Source organism: Pyxidicoccus trucidator, assembly GCF_010894435.1.
Classification (GTDB): Bacteria; Myxococcota; Myxococcia; order Myxococcales; family Myxococcaceae; genus Myxococcus; species Myxococcus trucidator.
Window position 1 is genome coordinate 212133 of the sequence record NZ_JAAIXZ010000011.1, and the last position, 16325, is coordinate 228457.

The 16325-nt window shown below is 71.1% G+C and carries 16 protein-coding genes and 2 tRNA genes; 7 read left to right on the top strand and 11 right to left on the bottom strand.

The features are described from left to right. Positions 1-4 precede the first annotated feature (4 nt). Together G4D85_RS28930 and G4D85_RS28935 are read right to left on the bottom strand one after the other, a co-directional pair. Positions 5-1351, bottom strand: coding sequence for a CheR family methyltransferase (locus tag G4D85_RS28930; protein WP_164017243.1), 1347 nt, complete (start codon positions 1349-1351; stop codon positions 5-7). Next, the gene (locus G4D85_RS28935; protein ID WP_164017244.1) at positions 1348-1911 is read right to left on the bottom strand and encodes a chemotaxis protein CheW; all 564 of its coding nucleotides are present in this window, start codon (positions 1909-1911) and stop codon (positions 1348-1350) included. The genes G4D85_RS28930 and G4D85_RS28935 overlap by 4 nt, the downstream gene beginning before the upstream one ends. Before the next feature lie 249 nt (positions 1912-2160). Between G4D85_RS28935 and G4D85_RS28940 the strand changes: the two genes are divergently transcribed. Next, positions 2161-4200 (top strand): protein kinase domain-containing protein, encoded by a 2040-nt coding sequence (locus G4D85_RS28940; protein ID WP_164017245.1) that lies wholly within the window; start codon positions 2161-2163, stop codon positions 4198-4200. A 48-nt stretch (positions 4201-4248) separates the two neighbouring features. Here G4D85_RS28940 and G4D85_RS28945 read toward each other — a convergent pair whose 3' ends face one another. Genes G4D85_RS28945 through G4D85_RS28960 form a run of 4 tightly spaced genes read right to left on the bottom strand, consistent with a single transcriptional unit; the run spans position 4249 to position 7409 of the window. Next, positions 4249-4965 (bottom strand): HAD family hydrolase, encoded by a 717-nt coding sequence (locus tag G4D85_RS28945; RefSeq protein WP_164017246.1) that lies wholly within the window; start codon positions 4963-4965, stop codon positions 4249-4251. Positions 4966-4975: 10 nt separating this feature from the next. After that, complete coding sequence (locus tag G4D85_RS28950; RefSeq protein WP_164017247.1) at positions 4976-5950, bottom strand: myxosortase-dependent metalloprotease, MXAN_2677/MXAN_2678 family; 975 nt, start codon at positions 5948-5950, stop codon at positions 4976-4978. Beyond that, positions 5947-6834, bottom strand: a complete 888-nt coding sequence (locus tag G4D85_RS28955; protein WP_164017248.1) for a myxosortase-dependent metalloprotease, MXAN_2677/MXAN_2678 family — start codon at positions 6832-6834, stop codon at positions 5947-5949. The genes G4D85_RS28950 and G4D85_RS28955 overlap by 4 nt, the downstream gene beginning before the upstream one ends. Further along, positions 6831-7409: a hypothetical protein gene (locus tag G4D85_RS28960; RefSeq protein ID WP_164017249.1), complete on the bottom strand. Its 579-nt coding sequence runs from the start codon at positions 7407-7409 to the stop codon at positions 6831-6833. The genes G4D85_RS28955 and G4D85_RS28960 overlap by 4 nt, the downstream gene beginning before the upstream one ends. 111 nt (positions 7410-7520) lie before the next feature. Here G4D85_RS28960 and gltX point away from each other — a divergent pair, with 111 nt between their 5' ends. The 4 genes from gltX (at position 7521) to G4D85_RS28980 (ending at position 9775) form a co-directional block, all read left to right on the top strand. Beyond that, the gene (gltX, locus tag G4D85_RS28965; protein ID WP_164017250.1) at positions 7521-8960 is read left to right on the top strand and encodes a glutamate--tRNA ligase; all 1440 of its coding nucleotides are present in this window, start codon (positions 7521-7523) and stop codon (positions 8958-8960) included. Positions 8961-9017: 57 nt separating this feature from the next. Further along, a complete protein-coding gene (locus G4D85_RS28970; protein WP_164017251.1) occupies positions 9018-9428 on the top strand; it encodes a hypothetical protein in 411 nt (136 codons plus the stop codon). A 94-nt stretch (positions 9429-9522) separates the two neighbouring features. Next, positions 9523-9593, top strand: a tRNA-Gln gene (locus G4D85_RS28975). 110 nt (positions 9594-9703) lie between these two features. Continuing rightward, positions 9704-9775: transfer RNA gene (locus G4D85_RS28980), tRNA-Glu, on the top strand. A gap of 92 nt (positions 9776-9867) precedes the next feature. Here the strand turns inward: G4D85_RS28980 and G4D85_RS28985 are convergent. Further along, complete coding sequence (locus G4D85_RS28985; RefSeq protein ID WP_164017252.1) at positions 9868-10839, bottom strand: response regulator; 972 nt, start codon at positions 10837-10839, stop codon at positions 9868-9870. 56 nt (positions 10840-10895) lie between these two features. On the opposite strand from G4D85_RS28985, the gene G4D85_RS28990 reads away from it, so the two are divergent. Then, positions 10896-11492 (top strand): hypothetical protein, encoded by a 597-nt coding sequence (locus G4D85_RS28990; protein WP_164017253.1) that lies wholly within the window; start codon positions 10896-10898, stop codon positions 11490-11492. Here the strand turns inward: G4D85_RS28990 and G4D85_RS28995 are convergent. Both G4D85_RS28995 and G4D85_RS29000 read right to left on the bottom strand, forming a co-directional pair. Then, positions 11464-12621 (bottom strand): sensor histidine kinase, encoded by a 1158-nt coding sequence (locus G4D85_RS28995; RefSeq protein ID WP_164017254.1) that lies wholly within the window; start codon positions 12619-12621, stop codon positions 11464-11466. The genes G4D85_RS28990 and G4D85_RS28995 overlap by 29 nt on opposite strands. A 258-nt stretch (positions 12622-12879) precedes the next feature. After that, positions 12880-13176, bottom strand: coding sequence for a DUF2795 domain-containing protein (locus G4D85_RS29000; RefSeq protein ID WP_164017402.1), 297 nt, complete (start codon positions 13174-13176; stop codon positions 12880-12882). A 179-nt stretch (positions 13177-13355) separates the two neighbouring features. On the opposite strand from G4D85_RS29000, the gene G4D85_RS29005 reads away from it, so the two are divergent. Further along, the gene (locus tag G4D85_RS29005; RefSeq protein ID WP_164017255.1) at positions 13356-13601 is read left to right on the top strand and encodes a hypothetical protein; all 246 of its coding nucleotides are present in this window, start codon (positions 13356-13358) and stop codon (positions 13599-13601) included. Positions 13602-13668: 67 nt separating this feature from the next. Here G4D85_RS29005 and G4D85_RS29010 read toward each other — a convergent pair whose 3' ends face one another. Next, positions 13669-15291 (bottom strand): pyruvate dehydrogenase complex dihydrolipoamide acetyltransferase, encoded by a 1623-nt coding sequence (locus G4D85_RS29010; protein WP_164017256.1) that lies wholly within the window; start codon positions 15289-15291, stop codon positions 13669-13671. Positions 15292-15297: 6 nt separating this feature from the next. Then, positions 15298-16290 (bottom strand): pyruvate dehydrogenase complex E1 component subunit beta, encoded by a 993-nt coding sequence (locus tag G4D85_RS29015; RefSeq protein ID WP_275900324.1) that lies wholly within the window; start codon positions 16288-16290, stop codon positions 15298-15300. Positions 16291-16325: the final 35 nt, after the last annotated feature.

The window sequence follows — 16325 nt, forward strand, 5'->3', positions numbered from 1 at the left end:
CCGCTCAGCGCGCGCCCTGCCATCCGGCCTGCGTCCTCGGCAACAGGGCCTGCCGCAGGCCACCCGCCGTCATCGTCTCCACCCCGCGCAGCGGCTGCTCGTCGTCGAGCCCCTCCAGCGCGCGCAGGGCATTCTGCCTCGCCCGCTCCGAGTCCTCGCGCCGGTCCATCCGCCCGTAGAGCGCCACCAGCGTCGCGTGCCCGAGCGCCAACTGCGGCTCCAGGTACAGCGCCTTGCGCACCGCCTCCACCGCCCCGTTCAGGTCTCCCCGCCCCTCGGCCACCATGGCCAGCAGCAGGTACGCCTCCGGCACCAGCCCCTTCGCCGCCTCGCGCGCCAGCGCTTCCGCTTCCTCGAAGCGGCCCGCGCGCGCCGCGTCCAGCGCCAGCCGCAGCGGCTCGGGCGCGGCCGGGGCCTCGACGCGAGCGACGGGCGACGGCACGGGCTCCGCCACCAGCGGCGGCAGGGGCGCGCTCCGGCGCGGAGGCGACGGAAGAGGCCGGGGGCGCTCTGAGCGGGCCACGGGGGCCGCGGCCGCGGGGCGTGTCGAGCCCGAAGTCGGCACGCGCAGCGCCACGCTGCCCTCGGCGTCCACCGTCTCCAGCCCCAGGCCGTTGGTGAGAGGCACCTCGGCGGGCGACACGAAGAGCAGCCCGCCCGGAGCGAGCGCCGCGACGAAGCGCGCCAGCACGTCGCGCACCAGCTCCGGGGGGAAGTAGATGAGGACGTTGCGGCAGAAGATGGCGCCCAGCCCCGAGACGGGCGGCTCGTCCACCGCGAGGTTGTGGCGGCGGAAGTCCACCGAGCGCCGCACCTGCGGCACCACGGAGAGCTGCTCGCCGCGCGCCATCAGGAAGCGCTTCTCCAGCTCCGGCTCGATGCGGCGCAGCGACCAGGCACCGTAGGCGCCCTCGCGCGCACGCTGCAGCGCCCGGCCCGACACGTCCGTGGCCAGCACGCGGAAGCGCCCTTCGGGGATGCCCGCCGCCAGCAGTGCCATGGCGATGCTGTAGGGCTCCTCGCCGGTGGCGCAGCCCGCGCTCCAGACGTGGAAGAAGGGCCCCGGGTGTGCCCCCGCCTGCCGCGCCAGCGTGCGCAGGTGCTCCGGGTGGCGGAAGAAGTACGTCTCGCCGATGACGGCGTGCTCGATGAAGCTCTCCACCGCCGAGGACTCGCGCAGCAGCAGCCGCCGCAGGAAGGCCTCCGGGTCCAGCCGGCACGCCGCGGAGGCCCGGGCCAGCGCCGTCTCCAGCGAGCGCCGCAGGCTGCGCGCCAGCGTCAGGCCACAGGCCGCCCGGAGCACCTCCTCGACGCGGATGAGCGTCGCATCGTCGAGCACCGCCTCGCTCACGACGCCTCCGGCCCCACCAGCACCGCCGAGGTGCGCAGCAGCGGGCGCACTCCTTCCGGCGTGCGGCACAGGCCCGCCATCAGCCCCGTGGCGTCCCAGGGCAGCGCCTCCGAGCCGTCGGGCGCGCCGTCCACCAGCACCGGCGTCTCGACCAGGTCCCTCACCCGGTCCACCAGCACCGCCACCGTGCGCGCGCCCTTGCAGATGACCAGGTGCGCGTCCAGGTCCGGCACGCGGCGCACGCCCAGCAGCGTCGCCAGGTCCACCACCACCGCCGGGCTGCCCCGGTAGACGAAGGTGCCCGCGATGTGCGGCGGCGCGCCTGACAGCGGCTCCAGCTCCACCAGGCGGACGACCTCCTGCACCGTGTCCGCAGCCAGCAGCGCGCTGGTGCCCGCCGCGTCCAGCGTGAGGTACAGGCCGGGCAGGCGCAGCTCGCCCGCCAAGGTGGCCAGCTCGCGACGCAGCTGGACCTGCTCGGCCTCGAGCTCGCTCAGTCGCTCCTGCACCGAGACTCGGCGCACCTGCGCATTCACGGGATTGTTGGGGGTGTCGGACATCGGCGCGTCCGGCCTGCTTCAGCCCTGAAGCGCCGGACTCCTCACGCTAGTCCGGAGGGTAAAGAAGCGTCAAAGGGGGCCGCACCCTCCATCCGCCCACACCCTCCCTCGGGGGCAGGGTCGTCGCCGAGAGCAACCAGACGTGCTGGATCAGACAACCCAGGGGTGCGTCTCGTCGGGAATTTGTGGTTTGATGCCAACTCGCCACACTCCTGGAGAATCCATGTTGCTTGCTGTCAGGGGCTACGAATGATCAAGGGCGACGCGTCGAACCCCGAGGCACCAGCTGGCACGGGCGCTGATCCGCTCATCGGACGGACCCTGAATGGCCGCTTCAGCATCCTGGAACCGCTCGGTGTCGGAGGCATGGGCAAGGTCTACCGCGCCCTGCAGGCCCCGCTGGAGCGCGTGGTTGCCCTGAAGGTGCTCAACCCCAACTTCCAGAGCACCAAGGACCCGGGGTTCCAGAAGCGCTTCCTTCGTGAGGCGTCGCTCACCTCCAAGCTGCGCCACCCCAACACCGTCACCGTCATCGACTACGGGCAGACGGACGACGGCATCTACTACATCGCCATGGAATACCTGGACGGCCGCACGCTGGCCCAGGTGCTCGGACAGGTCGGGCCGCTGTCGTGGCAGCGCTCGGTCTCCGTGGCACAGCAGATCTGCCGCTCGCTGCGCGAGGCGCACAGCCTGGGCATCGTCCACCGGGACTTGAAGCCGGCCAACATCATGCTCCTGAACGAGTCCGACCAGGACCTCGTGAAGGTGCTGGACTTCGGCCTCGTGAAGTCGGTGGCCGAGCCCCAGGACGGGCAGATCTCCCCGGAGATCACCCAGAACGGCACCTTCCTCGGCTCGCCGCAGTACATGGCGCCGGAGCAGGCGCGCAACGTCACCGACGCGCGCAGCGACGTGTACTCGCTGGGCATCGTCATGTTCCAGATGCTGATGGGGCGCCCGCCGTTCATCGCGAGAGACCACATCGAGCTCATCTTCGCCCACTACAAAGAGGCCCCGCCCACCTTCCAGCAGGTGCGCCCGGACCTCAACGTGCCTCCGGAAATCGAGGCGGCGGTGCGGCGCTGCCTGGAGAAGGACCCGGCCCGGCGCTTCCAGACGATGGACGAGGTGCTGGAGGGGCTGCGCGAGGCCAGCATGTCCGCGGGCGGCAACAGCGGCATCTTCAAGCGGCCCGGCGGCGCGACGACGACGGGCCCCTACCCGTCCCCCGCGCTGTTCTCCAACGTGGGCAAGGCCAATGACTCCGGGGACACCCTGGCGGTGGACATCAGCGTGGAGGTGCCCCGGGACGTGAAGCGCGCCCGGCAGCGCACGCTCCTGACGGGCGGCCTGGGCGGCCTCGTGGTGGCGGGCCTCATCGCCGGTGGCGCGGTGTTCTTCCTGACGCGTGGCAAGGCCGAGGAGGCGAAACCGGAGCCGGTGGCCGCGGCCCCCGTCGCGGCCGCGCCCGCCCCCACGCCGGAGCCCGTCGCGGCCCCCAGCACGGGCAAGGTGCGCTTCAAGCTGATGAGCCAGCCGAGCGGCGCGCGCGTCTTCTACCGGGGCAAGGAGCGGGGCACCACGCCCTTCACGCTCGAGATTCCCCCGGGACAGGACGGCTCCGTCACGGTGGAGCTGACCTTCGCGCTGGAGGGCTACCAGATGGAGACCGTCGTCGCGGGCGGCTCCGGCGAGGTGGTGCTGTCCCAGAAGCTGCAGAAGCGGCGCGGCGGCGGGGGTGGCGGCCGGAACAACATCGAGGTGGCCTCGGCCTCCGCCACCGACGAGGTGGAGGCCGTCGAGCCGGTGGCCACGCCGGGCGGCATGTCCGCCCCGGTGATGCTGGCGCCCACGTCCATGCCCGCCCCCGAGCCCGTCACCACGGGCGCGGTGGGCGCCTCCGCCGCTGCCAACCCGACCCCGGCCAAGGGGATGACGGGCCTCGCGGTGCCGGTGCTGCCCTCGGCGGCGCTGGCGTCCGCGCGCGGCGACGTGCTGCCCTACAACGACGAGATGCCCCGCCCGGAGCTGCTCGACCAGACGAAGGACATCGTCTACACGCGCGAGGCCATCGCCATGAAGGCCGGCGGCGCGTTCATCGCCAAGTGCACCATCACCACCAAGGGCCGCGTGGAGAAGTGCCGCGTCCTCAAGACGGTGCCGCTCATGGAGAAGGCGGTGCTCGAGGCGCTCCAGTCGCGCACCTACAAGCCCGTCGTCTACCAGGGTCACCCGGTCAACGTGGAGTACGCCTTCAGCATGAGCCTGGTGGCGCCGCGGCGCTGAGCCGCTCGTGCCTCCATCCGGGCCCGGTCGCCGCTTCCTGGCGGTGACTCAGGGCCCGGTGGACGGCACCACCGGCGGAGCGGGCGGCGCGGCCGGAGCGCCTCCCGGAGGCACGCCCCAGCTCACCACCGGCCAGCCGCGCCTTCTCGCCTCGCGCTTCAGCCGGTGGTCGGGGTGCACGGCCACCGGCCGCCCCACCACCTCCATCACCGGCAGGTCCGAGTACGAGTCCGTGTAGAAGGCGCACGCCGCCAGCTCCACGCCGGCCTCTCGCGCGTAGGCCTCGGCGACGGTGCGCTTGCCCTGGCCGAAGCAGATGACGCCCAGCGGCCGGCCGGTGTGCCGGCCCGCGGCGTCCACCTCGAAGCGATTGCACAGCACGGCGTCCAGCCGCAGCTCCCGCGCCACCAGCTCCGACAGGTAGCCCGACGAGGACGTGAGCAGCACCAGCCGGTCTCCCGCCTGGCGGTGCTCCTCCAGCGCCACGCGCGCGCCGGGGCGGTACAGGGGCCGCACCAGCTGCTCGTAGAAGACGGCGGTGCGCTCCTGGATGGGCAGGGCCTCGGAGCCCGCGAGCAGGGCGATGGCGCGCGCCACCGCGTCCTGCATGGACACGAAGCCCAGGTGGTAGCGCGCAATCCACAGGCTGGCGCGCAGCGCCTGCAAGCGGGTGATGTGCCCCAGCTCCAGCTCGCGACGCACCCACAGCGAGCCGGAGTTGGCGGCGATGAGCGTCTTGTCCAGGTCGAAGAAGGCGACGGCCACGCGGGGACCTCTAGCAATCCCGCCCGCGAGGGGCCGCGACGCCGTCCGGGGTTCCAGGCGGCCTGGCCGTCCGCCGCCGTGCCAGGGCGAGCGCGGCCAGCACCGCGCCCAGCGCCAGGGGGCCCGGTGCCGCCGTGCAGCCGGTGCCCCGGCCCTCCGCTGCCACCGTGAGCCCCGCGCCCTCGCGGACGAAGCACTGGGTGGGCGGCAGGCCGCGCGGGTAGATGGAGCAGAAGCCCTCCGCCGAACCCGGGTCGATGATGCGCTTGCCCGTCTCCCCGGGCGGCGCGGTGGCCTCCATGGTGGCGCCCGTGTTGAACACGTGGTCCAGCCCCACCACGTGGCCAATCTCGTGCGTCATGGTGTTCTGCAGGTCCGTGGCCACGCAGTCCGTTGAAGGCGTCGCGGTGGCACACACCGGAGAGTCCACGGTGGTGAAGAGGAAGCCGGGGCCGCCACCGGGCTGCGACGCGTTCAGCTCGATGTCCGAGTCCAGCACCCGCCCGTCGCGGAAGCTGAAGGTGGAGGTGGTGAGGCCGATGGTGCCCGAGCCGTGCTCCCAGCAGCGGTACACGTTGCCGCACGCCTCGTCCTCCCAGCACGGGTCCTCGGCGGAGACCACGTCCGGGCACGACAGCTCGCGGAAGGTAACGATGTTGTAGTTGTTATACGGCTTCTCTTCGTCGTACCCCACCTTCACCGGCAGGCTCCAGTCCTCGCCCCGGCGGAAGTTGTAGTCGCTGCACGTGCCGGACAGCGCGCGCCAGGACCCGAAGGAGGCCTCGATGGCGGCCACCTCGCTGTCGCCCGGCGTGCGCTCGCTGCCGGCGGCGTCCAGGTGGTAGACGTAGTCGCGTCCCGGCCACATGAGACACAGCGGCCGCCCCGGCACCACGGTGCGCCGGAAGGGCGCGTCCTCGTCCTGAGCCAGCGAGGGAGCCGCCACCACCAGCGCGGCCGTGAGCACCAGGAGCGGCGTCTTCACCGGGAGCCCTCCTCGCGGCGGCGGCGCGCCAGCCCCAGCACCCACGCGGCCAGCGCGGGCAGTACGGCGGCGGAGCCGGTGGCGGCGCAGCCCGTGCTGCCCTTGGGCCCCAGGTCCTCATCGATTTCAGGGTGCAGGCACGCCTGGCTCTCGCGGCCCCTGGGGTACACCGCGCAGACGAAGTCGCGCGAGCCCGTGTCGATGCTGCGCTTGGACACCTCGCCGGGCGGGGCGCTCGGGTTCATGGTGGAGCCCTGCGCGCGCGTGTGGTCCAGGCCGATGAAGTGGCCAATCTCGTGCGTGGCCGTGTTCTGCACGTCCGTGGCCACGCAGTTGGTCGTCACCGGCGGGAAGCAGGGGCCGCCATCCGCCGTGGTGAAGGCGAAGCGCCCCGCGTTGAAGGAGATGTCCGAGTCGTAGATGATGCCCGAGCGCTCGTCGTACGTGGTGAGGGTGATGGCGATGGTGTTGTCGTCATCCTCCCAGCAGTCGTACTCGTTGGCGCACGTCTCCTCTTCCCAGCACGCGTCCGTCGCCGGCACCACCGCGTTGCAGTCCCTGTCCCGGAAGAGCACCAGGTTGAGGTTGTCCCCCTCGCGCTTGTAGCCCACGTCGCGCTCGTCCACGCGGGGGCCCTCCACCAGCGTGAGGTTGCCGCACTGGGCGAAGATGTCCTGCCAGCTCTGGAAGGAGCTGCGCATCGCCTCGAACTCCGTCTCGCCGGGCGTGTCCGGGTTGCCGTAGGTGCTCTGGTTCCAGGTGAGCGTCGTGGACGTCCAGAAGAGGCACTGGGTCCGCGTGTCGCCCGCGTCCACGCGGCTGCGCACGTACGGGTCCGACTGGCCCAGCGCCAGGGCCACCATGAGGGGGGCGAGCGAAATCACGGCGTCTGCCCCTTCTGCGCGGGCGCCGTCCGCAGCGCGGCGTGGACGGCCGCCTTCAGCTCCGCCAGCGTCAGCGGCCGGAGCGCGCTCTCGGTCGGCTTGCGGGTGACGGGGTCCAGCAGCAGCGCCTCCGAGGACTCCGGCACCGCCAGGGCGGCCTTGCCGTCCGCGTCACGCTTCACCTGGTACTTGCCCTGGGCCATGGCGGACACGCGGAAGGCGCGCGCCCCGCGCTTCTCCAGGAACACCACCACCTCCTCGCCCGGAGTGAAGGAGGCCAGGCCATGCACCACCTGCCCCACGTCACCCACACGGCCCCCGGGCTGGATGACGAGCACCGAGCCGCCAGGCTGCCCCTTGAGGGCCTCCGTCACCTGGATTTCCACGTCGGTGACGATGCGCATCTTGTCGGCACTCCAGCGGCTCTCCACCCGCCGGACGACTCCGTGGACGACGGCGTCCGCGCCCCGGGCGAGCCCGGACAGGTCCACGGCGAGCTGGGTGGTGGCGCTCGCCGGCAGGGCCCCCAGGAGGGCCGCCAGCAGCAACGTGCGAAATACCTGACGAATGGACATACGCGTTCTCCCTGGCCCCCGAGCCTACCCCAACAGCCCCGCTCCGCATGTCATCCAGAATGGCCGCCCGCGTTGACCCCCCACCCTCTCCCTGCTAATCCGCGCGCCAGTATGCCTTCCGCCCTTCGCGTCCGCTTCGCTCCCTCGCCTACCGGCTACCTCCACATTGGCGGTGCCCGCACGGCGCTGATGAACTTCCTCCAGGCCCGGCGCCAGGGCGGCACCTTCATCCTCCGGATGGAGGACACGGACCAGGGCCGCTCCACGCCCGAGTCGGTGCAGGCCATCCTGGACGGCCTCAACTGGCTGGGCATCGACTGGGACGAGGGCCCCGGCAAGGAGGGCCCGTACGCCCCCTACTTCCAGATGCAGCGGCTGGGCACCTACCGCGAGCACTCGGACCGGATGCTCGCCGAGGGCAAGGCCTACCGGTGCTACTGCACCCGCGAGGAGCTGGACGCGCAGCGCCAGGCCGCGGAGAAGGCCGGCGGCGCCTTCAAGTACCCGGGCACCTGCCGCGAGCTGAAGGCCCCGCCCCCGGGCAAGCGCGCGGAGGACGCGGTCATCCGCTTCAAGATGCCCTCGGGCGAGGGCTCCGTCTCCTTCGACGACAAGGCGCTGGGCGTCATCACCAAGCCGTACTCGGACCTGGATGACTGGGTCATGCTGCGCGCGGACGGCATCCCCCTCTACAACTTCGGCTGCGTCATCGACGACCACCTGATGGACATCACCCTGGTGGCGCGCGGCCAGGAGCACGTCAACTCCACCTTCCCGCAGCTGATGCTGTACCAGGCGCTGGGCTGGCAGCCGCCGGACTTCGCCCACCTGCCGCTCATCCTCGCGTCGGACCGCAAGAAGCTGTCCAAGCGCCTGCACCCCGAGGCGGACGTGATGCGGCACAAGGCCGACGGCATCCTGCCGGAGGCGCTGCTCAACTACGTCATCCGCCTGGGCTGGAGCCACGGCAACGACGAGGTCATCTCCCGCGAGCAGATGGTGGAGTGGTTCGACTTCACCGGCGTGGGCACCACGTCCGGAATCTGGGACCGCAACAAGCTGCTGTGGCTCAACCAGCAGTGGCTGAAGCTGCTGCCCGAGTCCGTCATCGCCGAGCGGCTGCTGCCCTTCCTGGAGGCGAAGGGTGTCCAGGCGAAGGGCGACGCGCGCCTGGAGCCGCTGGTGCGCGCCCTGCGCGAGCGCTCCAACACGCTGGAGGAGATGGCCACCACCGCGGCCAACGTCTACTTCCGCTCCGGCGTCACCCTGGACGAGAAGGCCGCCGCCAAGCACCTCACCGGGGACTCCCTCGGCCTGCTGCGCAAGGTGCGCGAGGCGCTCACCGCCCTGCCCGGGTGGACGGTGGAGGCGCTGGACGGCGTGGTGAAGACGGTGAGCGAGTCGTCCAGCGTGGGCATGGGCAAGGTGGCCCAGCCCGTGCGCGTGGCCCTCACCGGCAACACCACCAGTCCGGGCATCGGCGAGACGCTGCTGCTCGTGGGCCGGGACGAGGCCCTGAGCCGCATCGACGCGGCGCTCGCTCGCGGCTGAACGTCAGGCACAGGTAGCGGTGGACGTCAGTGGATGCGGCACCTATCTTTCGGACCCATGATGCGAGCGCTTGACAGCCTGAAACGCCATTTCTATAAGGCGCGCCCGCTCGGGGCGGCGCTGTTCACGCTCTGGGCCACGGTGGCGGGCGCCGAGGTGGTCAGCGGCGCGCAGCTCCCGGACGGCTCGCAGAAGGTCGGCGAGAATCGCTACCGGGCGCCCCGGGACTTCGAGGCGACGCTCGACTACTACCGCTCGGTGTATTCGACGTCGAACTACCCTCGCCGGCAGATCGTCAACCAGCCGGGCGTGAAGGCGGTCCACATCATCAATCCCTCGGGGAAGAACTTCGCGGGCTTGAACATTTACGAGGCGAACGACGAGGTTCGCATCTTCATCGTGCCGAGCCAGCAGGCGGCCAGGCCGGTGAAGAAGCCCGAGAATCCGAAGCCTCCGAAGAAGAAGTAGCAGCAGGCGGAAAAGCAGCGGATTGGAAGAAGGAAGCACCCCTCGAAGTTGTTGCAGTCCCGAGTCGGTGTTGGTAGAGAAGCGCCGCAGTTCTTGGGGAATCGTCTAACGGCAGGACAGCAGACTCTGACTCTGCTTATCTAGGTTCGAATCCTAGTTCCCCAGCTCGCAGCACCCGGCGGTCCGAAGCAACCAGCAGCACGAAGAGATGGTTGACGAGGGCAGACGGAAAATGTAGGAAGCAGCGGCAGTTAGCACCGGTTGAAACAAGTGTCGGCCCTGTCGTCTAGTGGTTAGGACGGAGCCCTCTCACGGCTCAAACTCGGGTTCGAATCCCGGCAGGGTCACTCAGACGCCCACCTTCTGAAAAGAAGGTGGGCGTTCTGCTTTGCGGGCCATGGCGTCCCTCCCGTGCGGGCTCACGCCCCGCTTCCGCACCTCAGGCGGGCGGCGAGGCGATGCTCTGGCGGAAGGCCGCGAGCGCGGTGGCCAGCCGGTCCTGGGCACGCTGGACGCCCCGGCGCAGCAGCAGCATCCGCACCTTCTCCGGCAGCGCGCTGGCGCCCTGGGTGCTGCCGAAGCCGACGAGGTCCATGCGGAGCGTAATCGCCTCCAGCAAATCCCCCAGGTCCGCCTGCGGGTTGGCCAGCAGCAGCACGTCCGGCGGCAGGCGCTGGAGCCGCTCGGCCAGGGTGCGCCACTGCGGGTCGCCCGTCTCCACCACGACGACGTCCGCGCCCTCCAATTCCGGCGCGTAGGGCGGCAGGTCCAGCGTCTCGAAGCCGTGCTCCTTCAGCACGGCCACGGCCTCGCTGCTGCCCACCACCGCCACCCGGCCGTTGAGGCCCACGCGCACGGCCTCCTCGTAGGCGCGCAGCTCCTCTTCCAGTGCCTCGTGGGCGGGCTCGGGGGCGTCCTGGCCGGCGGCCAGCAGCACGGCGGCCTCTCGGGCCACCTCCCGGGCCTGCTCTCGCACGCGCACCCCGGAGGTGCGGCGCTCCAGGGCGGCCCGCACCTTGGCGCGCAGCACCCGGAGGTCATCGAAGGGCTTGAGGATGTAGTCGCTGGCGCCGGCGGCGAAGGCGGCGACGACGGACTCGGAGCTGGCGTAGGCGGTAATCATCACCGCCTCCAGCGAGGGCTGCAGCCGCCGCGCCTCGGCGATGAGCTCCACCCCGCCCAGGCCGGGCAGGTTCTTGTCCGTCACCAACACGTCGAAGCGCTGCTCGGCCAGGAGTGGCAGCGCCTCCTCGGCGCTCTGAGCCAGCGTCACCGCCAGGTCTGGCTCGCGCTCCAGCAGGCGCGCGCAGATGTCCAGGACGACGGGCTCGTCATCCACCACCAGCACCGTCGAGGCGAGCGTTCCCCCCTCCCCACCCTCGCCGTCCCCGGTCTCGAACGGGAGATCCATGCGCGGAGATTCGCACAGCTCTCTTCCAACTTCGAGGCTCGGATGTCAGGCCCGCTATGCTGCGGGGCGTGGCGAGCTTCGAGGACGCGCTCCAGGACAACCGGGTGCCCCGCCTGCTGGGCGACGTGAGGCTGCGCTACGACGGCGGCAGGCTGGTGGGCGAGTCCCTGCCCCCTCCCTGGGACAGGCGCCTGCTGCCGGGGCTGTGTGTGGGAGTGGCACTGGGGTGCACGTTGGGCGCGGCCGTGCTGGTGGGCAGGGAGGGCGGCACCTTGCCGGCCGCGTCCTTCGCCCTGGCCCTGACGGCGGCGGCCCTGGTGGGACTGGCGCTGCGGCTGGAGTCGCGGCTGGGCCGGCGCCGCTTCGTGCTGCACTTCCGCTCGGAGTCACTGCGCGTGGAGCGGCTGGCCTGGTCGCCCGGGGCCACGCGCACGGAGCTGGTGCCCTTCGACGCGGTGAAGGCCGTGCACGTGGTGGAGCGGCCGGGCCCGCGCTACGCGCTGGTGGTGGAGTACGCAGCCGAGGGCGAGCCGCCGCGCCGCGCGGTGCTGGTGGAGGGCGTGCGCCCCGCCGAGGGCGAGACGCTGCACCGCGTGTGGCGCATGCTGAGCAACGCCTTCGGGCTCAGAGGGGCGGGGCTCGCCGGAGGGTGAGCTCGATTTCCGTGCCCTCGCCGGGCGTGGAGGACAGCCGCAGCGCGCCGCCCGACTGCGTCACCAGGTCCTTGCAGATGGACAGCCCCAGCCCGGTGCCCACGCCCACGGGCTTGGTGGTGAAGAGCGGCTGGAAGACGCGCTCCTGCAGCTCCAGGGGAATGCCGCAGCCGTTGTCCGCCACCGTCAGCACCACGTCGTCCTGGCGCGCCGTCCACCGCACTTCGATGCGGCCCTGCCGGCCCGTGCCGCCCATGGCCTGCGACGCGTTGACGATGAGGTTGAGCACCACCTGGCACAGCTTCACCGGCCCGAAGGTGACGCGCACCGGGTCGCCGTTGCTCGTCAGCCGCGCCCTGTCACGCACCTCGGCGCGCGCCAGCTTCACCGCGAAGGACACCACCTCGGCCACGTCCGCGGTGGCCTCATGGTCCTCGCCCCGCGCCTGCGCGCGCAGGCCCAGCGCCACCTGCCTCAGGTGCTCGGCGCCGTCCGACAGGTCCTTGATGAGCGCGGGAAGGTCCTCCACCGTCTCCGCCACCTCGGCGTTCGGGTCCGTCTGCAGGTGCCGCGACACGTACTGGATGACGCCCGCAAGGTCGCGCTGCAGCGACACCACGTTCTGCGAGAGGTAGCCCACCGGCCCCATCAGCTCGTGGGCGATGCCCGCCGTCACCTGCCCCAGCGTGGCCAGACGCTCGGACTTCAGCATCCGCCCTTCCACCTCGCGGATGCGCAGCTCCAGCCGCGCAATCTTCAGCGCGTCGTCCAGCGCCGACTGCAGCTCCGCCCGGTCCCACGGCTTGACGAAGTAGCGCGTCACCTGGCCGCGGTTCACCGCGTCGATGACGGCCTGCATGTCCGCGTACGCCGTGACGAGCATGCGCTTGGCGTCGGGCGCAATCGAGCGTGCGCGCTCCAGCAGCTCCACGCCCGTCATGCCCGGCATGCGCTGGTCGGAGAGGATGACGCCAATCTCGCCCCGGCGCTGCTCCAGCAGGGCCAGCGCCTCGTTGGGCGAGGAGCTGCGGAAGATTCGGAAGCGCTGCCCGAAGTTCGCGTCGAAGACCCGCAGGTTCAGGGCGTCGTCATCGACGTACAGCACCGCGGGGAGTTCAGACGGATTCATGACGCTCCTCCTGGCCGGGGTGTCCCGACGGGGGCCAGGCTGGTACGGCCAATAGGATAGCGCCTCCCCCCACCTGGGTTCGCTGGGTGCGGCGCGCACCAGGCAGCATATGGGGAGACCCTGACGCGTAGCATCCCCCCGTCCCTCCTCTCTTCCGAGGGAGGCTTCCCGAGGAAATCCTGCAGTGACAGTGAAGAGCGGGAGACTCGCGGGATTTACACGCTTGTCAGCCCCAACGCGCGAGGCGCGGGACGCGACTCAGCGCGAGGACGCGGCGGGCGGGTGCGCCGGGGCGGCGTCGACTCCGGACAGGTCTCCCTCCAGCGCGAGGGCCACCGCGTCCAGGGAGGCAAAGTGGCCGCGCGGCAGTCCGCCCAGCAGCGACAGCACCGTGGGGGGGGCCTCGTTCTCCCGGGCCACCCACGTCAGCTCCTCGGCGGTGAGGGGGAAGACGGCGCCGAGGAGGGCCTCGTGCAGCGACTGCGCAAGGGGCAGCGGCTGGCCCACGCGGGCCTCCAACGCCGACACACCCTGGGCGAGCCGTTCGCGTGTCATGTCGTCGTTCATTGCATTGAAGTTAAGCAGCGAACGCGCCCGGCCGCCGACCTTTTTTGCACGGCCGCCCAGCAACCAGGAGAGCGAGCCGGTCCGCGTCATGCTCCCGGGTGGTCAGCCCGCGTGACGCGTCCCACCGTTACCGCCACGGAGTCATTCCAACGAAGGAGGACAGCGCCATGGCGAAGAAGGACAAGGCGGACGAGAACAAGCGCAATGCCGGCGGCGAGAAGGGTTACGCCGAGCGCATCGAGCATGTGCAGGCCACCCGGCCGGAGCCGTGGCCTGGAATCGAGGGCCGCTCGAAGGGTGAGGAGCATGACCTGCCCACCGGCACCCCGCGAGAGCAGCAGGCGAGCGTGACGAACGCGCAGCGCCAGCTGGAGAAGGACATGGACGATTCGAAGGAGCCGACGCGCGAGTAGCGCCCCGGCCCCTCCCCGCCTCCGTGCGCCCCGTCATGGGGGCACGGGGGCGGGTACCGCCCGGGGCCTAGAAGAGCAGCCGCGTGGGGTGCTCGAGCAGGCCGCGCAGCTCGCGCAGGAACTCCGCGCCGATGGCGCCGTCGATGACGCGGTGGTCACACGACAGCGTGGCCGTCATCATCTTCCGCACCGCGAGCTGCCCGTTGATGACCACCGCCTTGTCGGCCACCGCGCCCACCGCGAGGATGGAGGCCTGCGGCGGGTTGATGACGGCGACGAACTGGTCGATGCCGTACATGCCCAGGTTGCTGACGGTGATGGAGCCGCCGGTGTACTCGGCCGGCTTGAGGGCGCGCTTGCGGGCGCGCTCCGCCAGCTCCCGCACCTCGGTGGCGATGGCCTGCAGGCCCTTCTGGTCCGCGTCGCGGAGAATGGGCGTAATCAGCCCCTCCTCCAGCGCCACGGCGATGCCCACGTCCACGGTGCTGAACTGGACCACGTGGTCGCCCTGCAGCGACACGTTGATCTTCGGGTAGCGGCGCACCGCCATGGCCACGGCCTTCACGATGAGGTCGTTGACGGAGACCTTGAGCTCCATCGCCTTGGCCTCCTCGCGGACCTTCACCGCGGCGTCCATGTCCACCTCGATGGTGAGGTAGAAGTGCGGGACGCCGGGCTTCACCTCGGTCATCCGCTGCGCGATGACCTTGCGCATGGACGAGAGGGGGACCACCTGCGGCTCGGGGCGGACACCCGCCGCCGGACGCGCGCCGGGCGCCGGGGCCTGCTTCGCCGCCGGAGCCGTGACGCCCTTCGCCAGCGCCTCCTCGATGTCGCGCTTCACGATGCGACCCGAGGGGCCGGAGCCCTGCACCTGGTGGATGTCCAGGCCGCGCTCGCGGGCAATCTTCTTCGCCAGGGGGCTGGCGCGCAGCCGCCGTCCACCGGCCGGGGCCGGCTCCTCGCGGCGCAGCGGCACCACCTGGCCCCCGGCCGGAGCCTGGGGCGCGGCGGCGGCGGGCGCCGGAGCGGAGGCCGCCGGCTTCGGCGCCGGAGCGGACGGAGCCGCCTTACCGCCCTTGCCGGTGAGGTACGCGATGGGCGCGCCCACGGTGGCCATCTGGTTCTCGCCGACGACGATTTCCGCCAGCGTGCCGTCGTCGTACGCCTCGATTTCGAGGTTGGACTTGTCCGTCTCCAGCTCGGCGATGGCGTCGCCGGAGGAGACCTTGTCGCCCACCTTCTTCAGCCACTTGATGATCTTCCCCTCCTTCATCGTCGGGGAGAGGCTGGGCATGACCACTTCGATGCGGCTCCCCCCTCCGCCCGCGGCGGGCGGGGAGGCGGGAGGCGGCGAGGCGGGGGCCGGAGGCTTCGCGGCGGCGGGCGCCTGCTCGGGCTTCGCGGCGGGTGCGGGCGCGGCGGCGGCCTTGCCGGCCTCCACCTTCTCACCCTTGGCTCCAAGGAAGGCGATGGGCGCGCCGACGGCGGCCATCTGGTCCTCACCGACGACGATCTGCAACAGGTAGCCGTCGTCGAAGGCTTCGATTTCGAGGTTGGACTTGTCCGTCTCAACCTCGGCGACAGCCTCGCCGGAGGAGACCTTGTCGCCCACCTTCTTGAGCCACTTGATGATCTTTCCCTCCTTCATCGTGGGGGAAAGGCTGGGCATCTGGATGGGAGTGGCCATACGCGTTCAGGCTCCCTCGCGGTACAGCACCTTCTTCACCGCGTCGATGATCTTGGGCGCGTCCGGCTGGGTCGCGTTCTCAAGATTTGCCGCGTAGGACATGTTCACGTCGAGCCCCGTCACGCGCCCTACCGGCGCGTCCAGGTCGTCGAACGCCTTCGACTGGATGAGGTCCACCACCGAGGCACCGACGCCCGCCAGCGCCCAGCCCTCCTCGACGATGACGACGCGGTTGGTCTTCCGCACGCTGGCGAGGATGGCTTCCTCGTCCAGGGGCCGCAGCGTGCGCAGGTCCAGCACCTCCGCGGAGATGCCCTCCTTCGCCAGCTGCTCGGCCGCCTCCATGCAGAAGTAGTACATGCGGGACCAGGTGATGATGGTGACGTCCGTGCCCTCGCGCTTGACGTCCGCCTTGCCCAGCGGCACCACGTGCTCGCCCTCGGGCACCTCACCCTTGAGCGCGTAGAGCCGCTCGCCCTCGAACATGATGACGGGGTTCTCGTCCCGGATGGCCGCCTTGAGCATGCCCTTGGCGTCCGCCGGGGTGGCCGGGGCAATCACCTTCAGGCCCGGGAAGTGCGCGTAGTTGGCCTCGAGCGCCTGGCTGTGCTGGCTGGACAGCCGGCCGCCGGCGCCACCGGGGCCGCGGAAGACAATCGGGCAGCGCAGCTGGCCGCCGGACATGTGGCGCAGCTTGGCGGCGTTGTTGACGATCTGGTCCATCGCCAGAATGGCGAAGTTCCAGGTCATCATCTCCACCACGGGGCGCAGGCCCACCATGGCGGCGCCCACGCTCATGCCGGTGAAGCCCAGCTCGGAGATGGGCGCGTCGATGATGCGCGCGCTCCCGAACCTGTCCAACAGCCCCTGCGACACCTTGAAGGCGCCGTTGTAGCGGCCGACCTCCTCGCCAATCAGGAAGACGTTGGCGTCGCGCTCCATCTCCTCGGCGAGCGCCTGGTTCAGGGCCTCGCGGTACATCAACTCGGGCATCGTCAGCTCCGAAGGGAATCGAAAGAAAGGGTTGGGTTCCA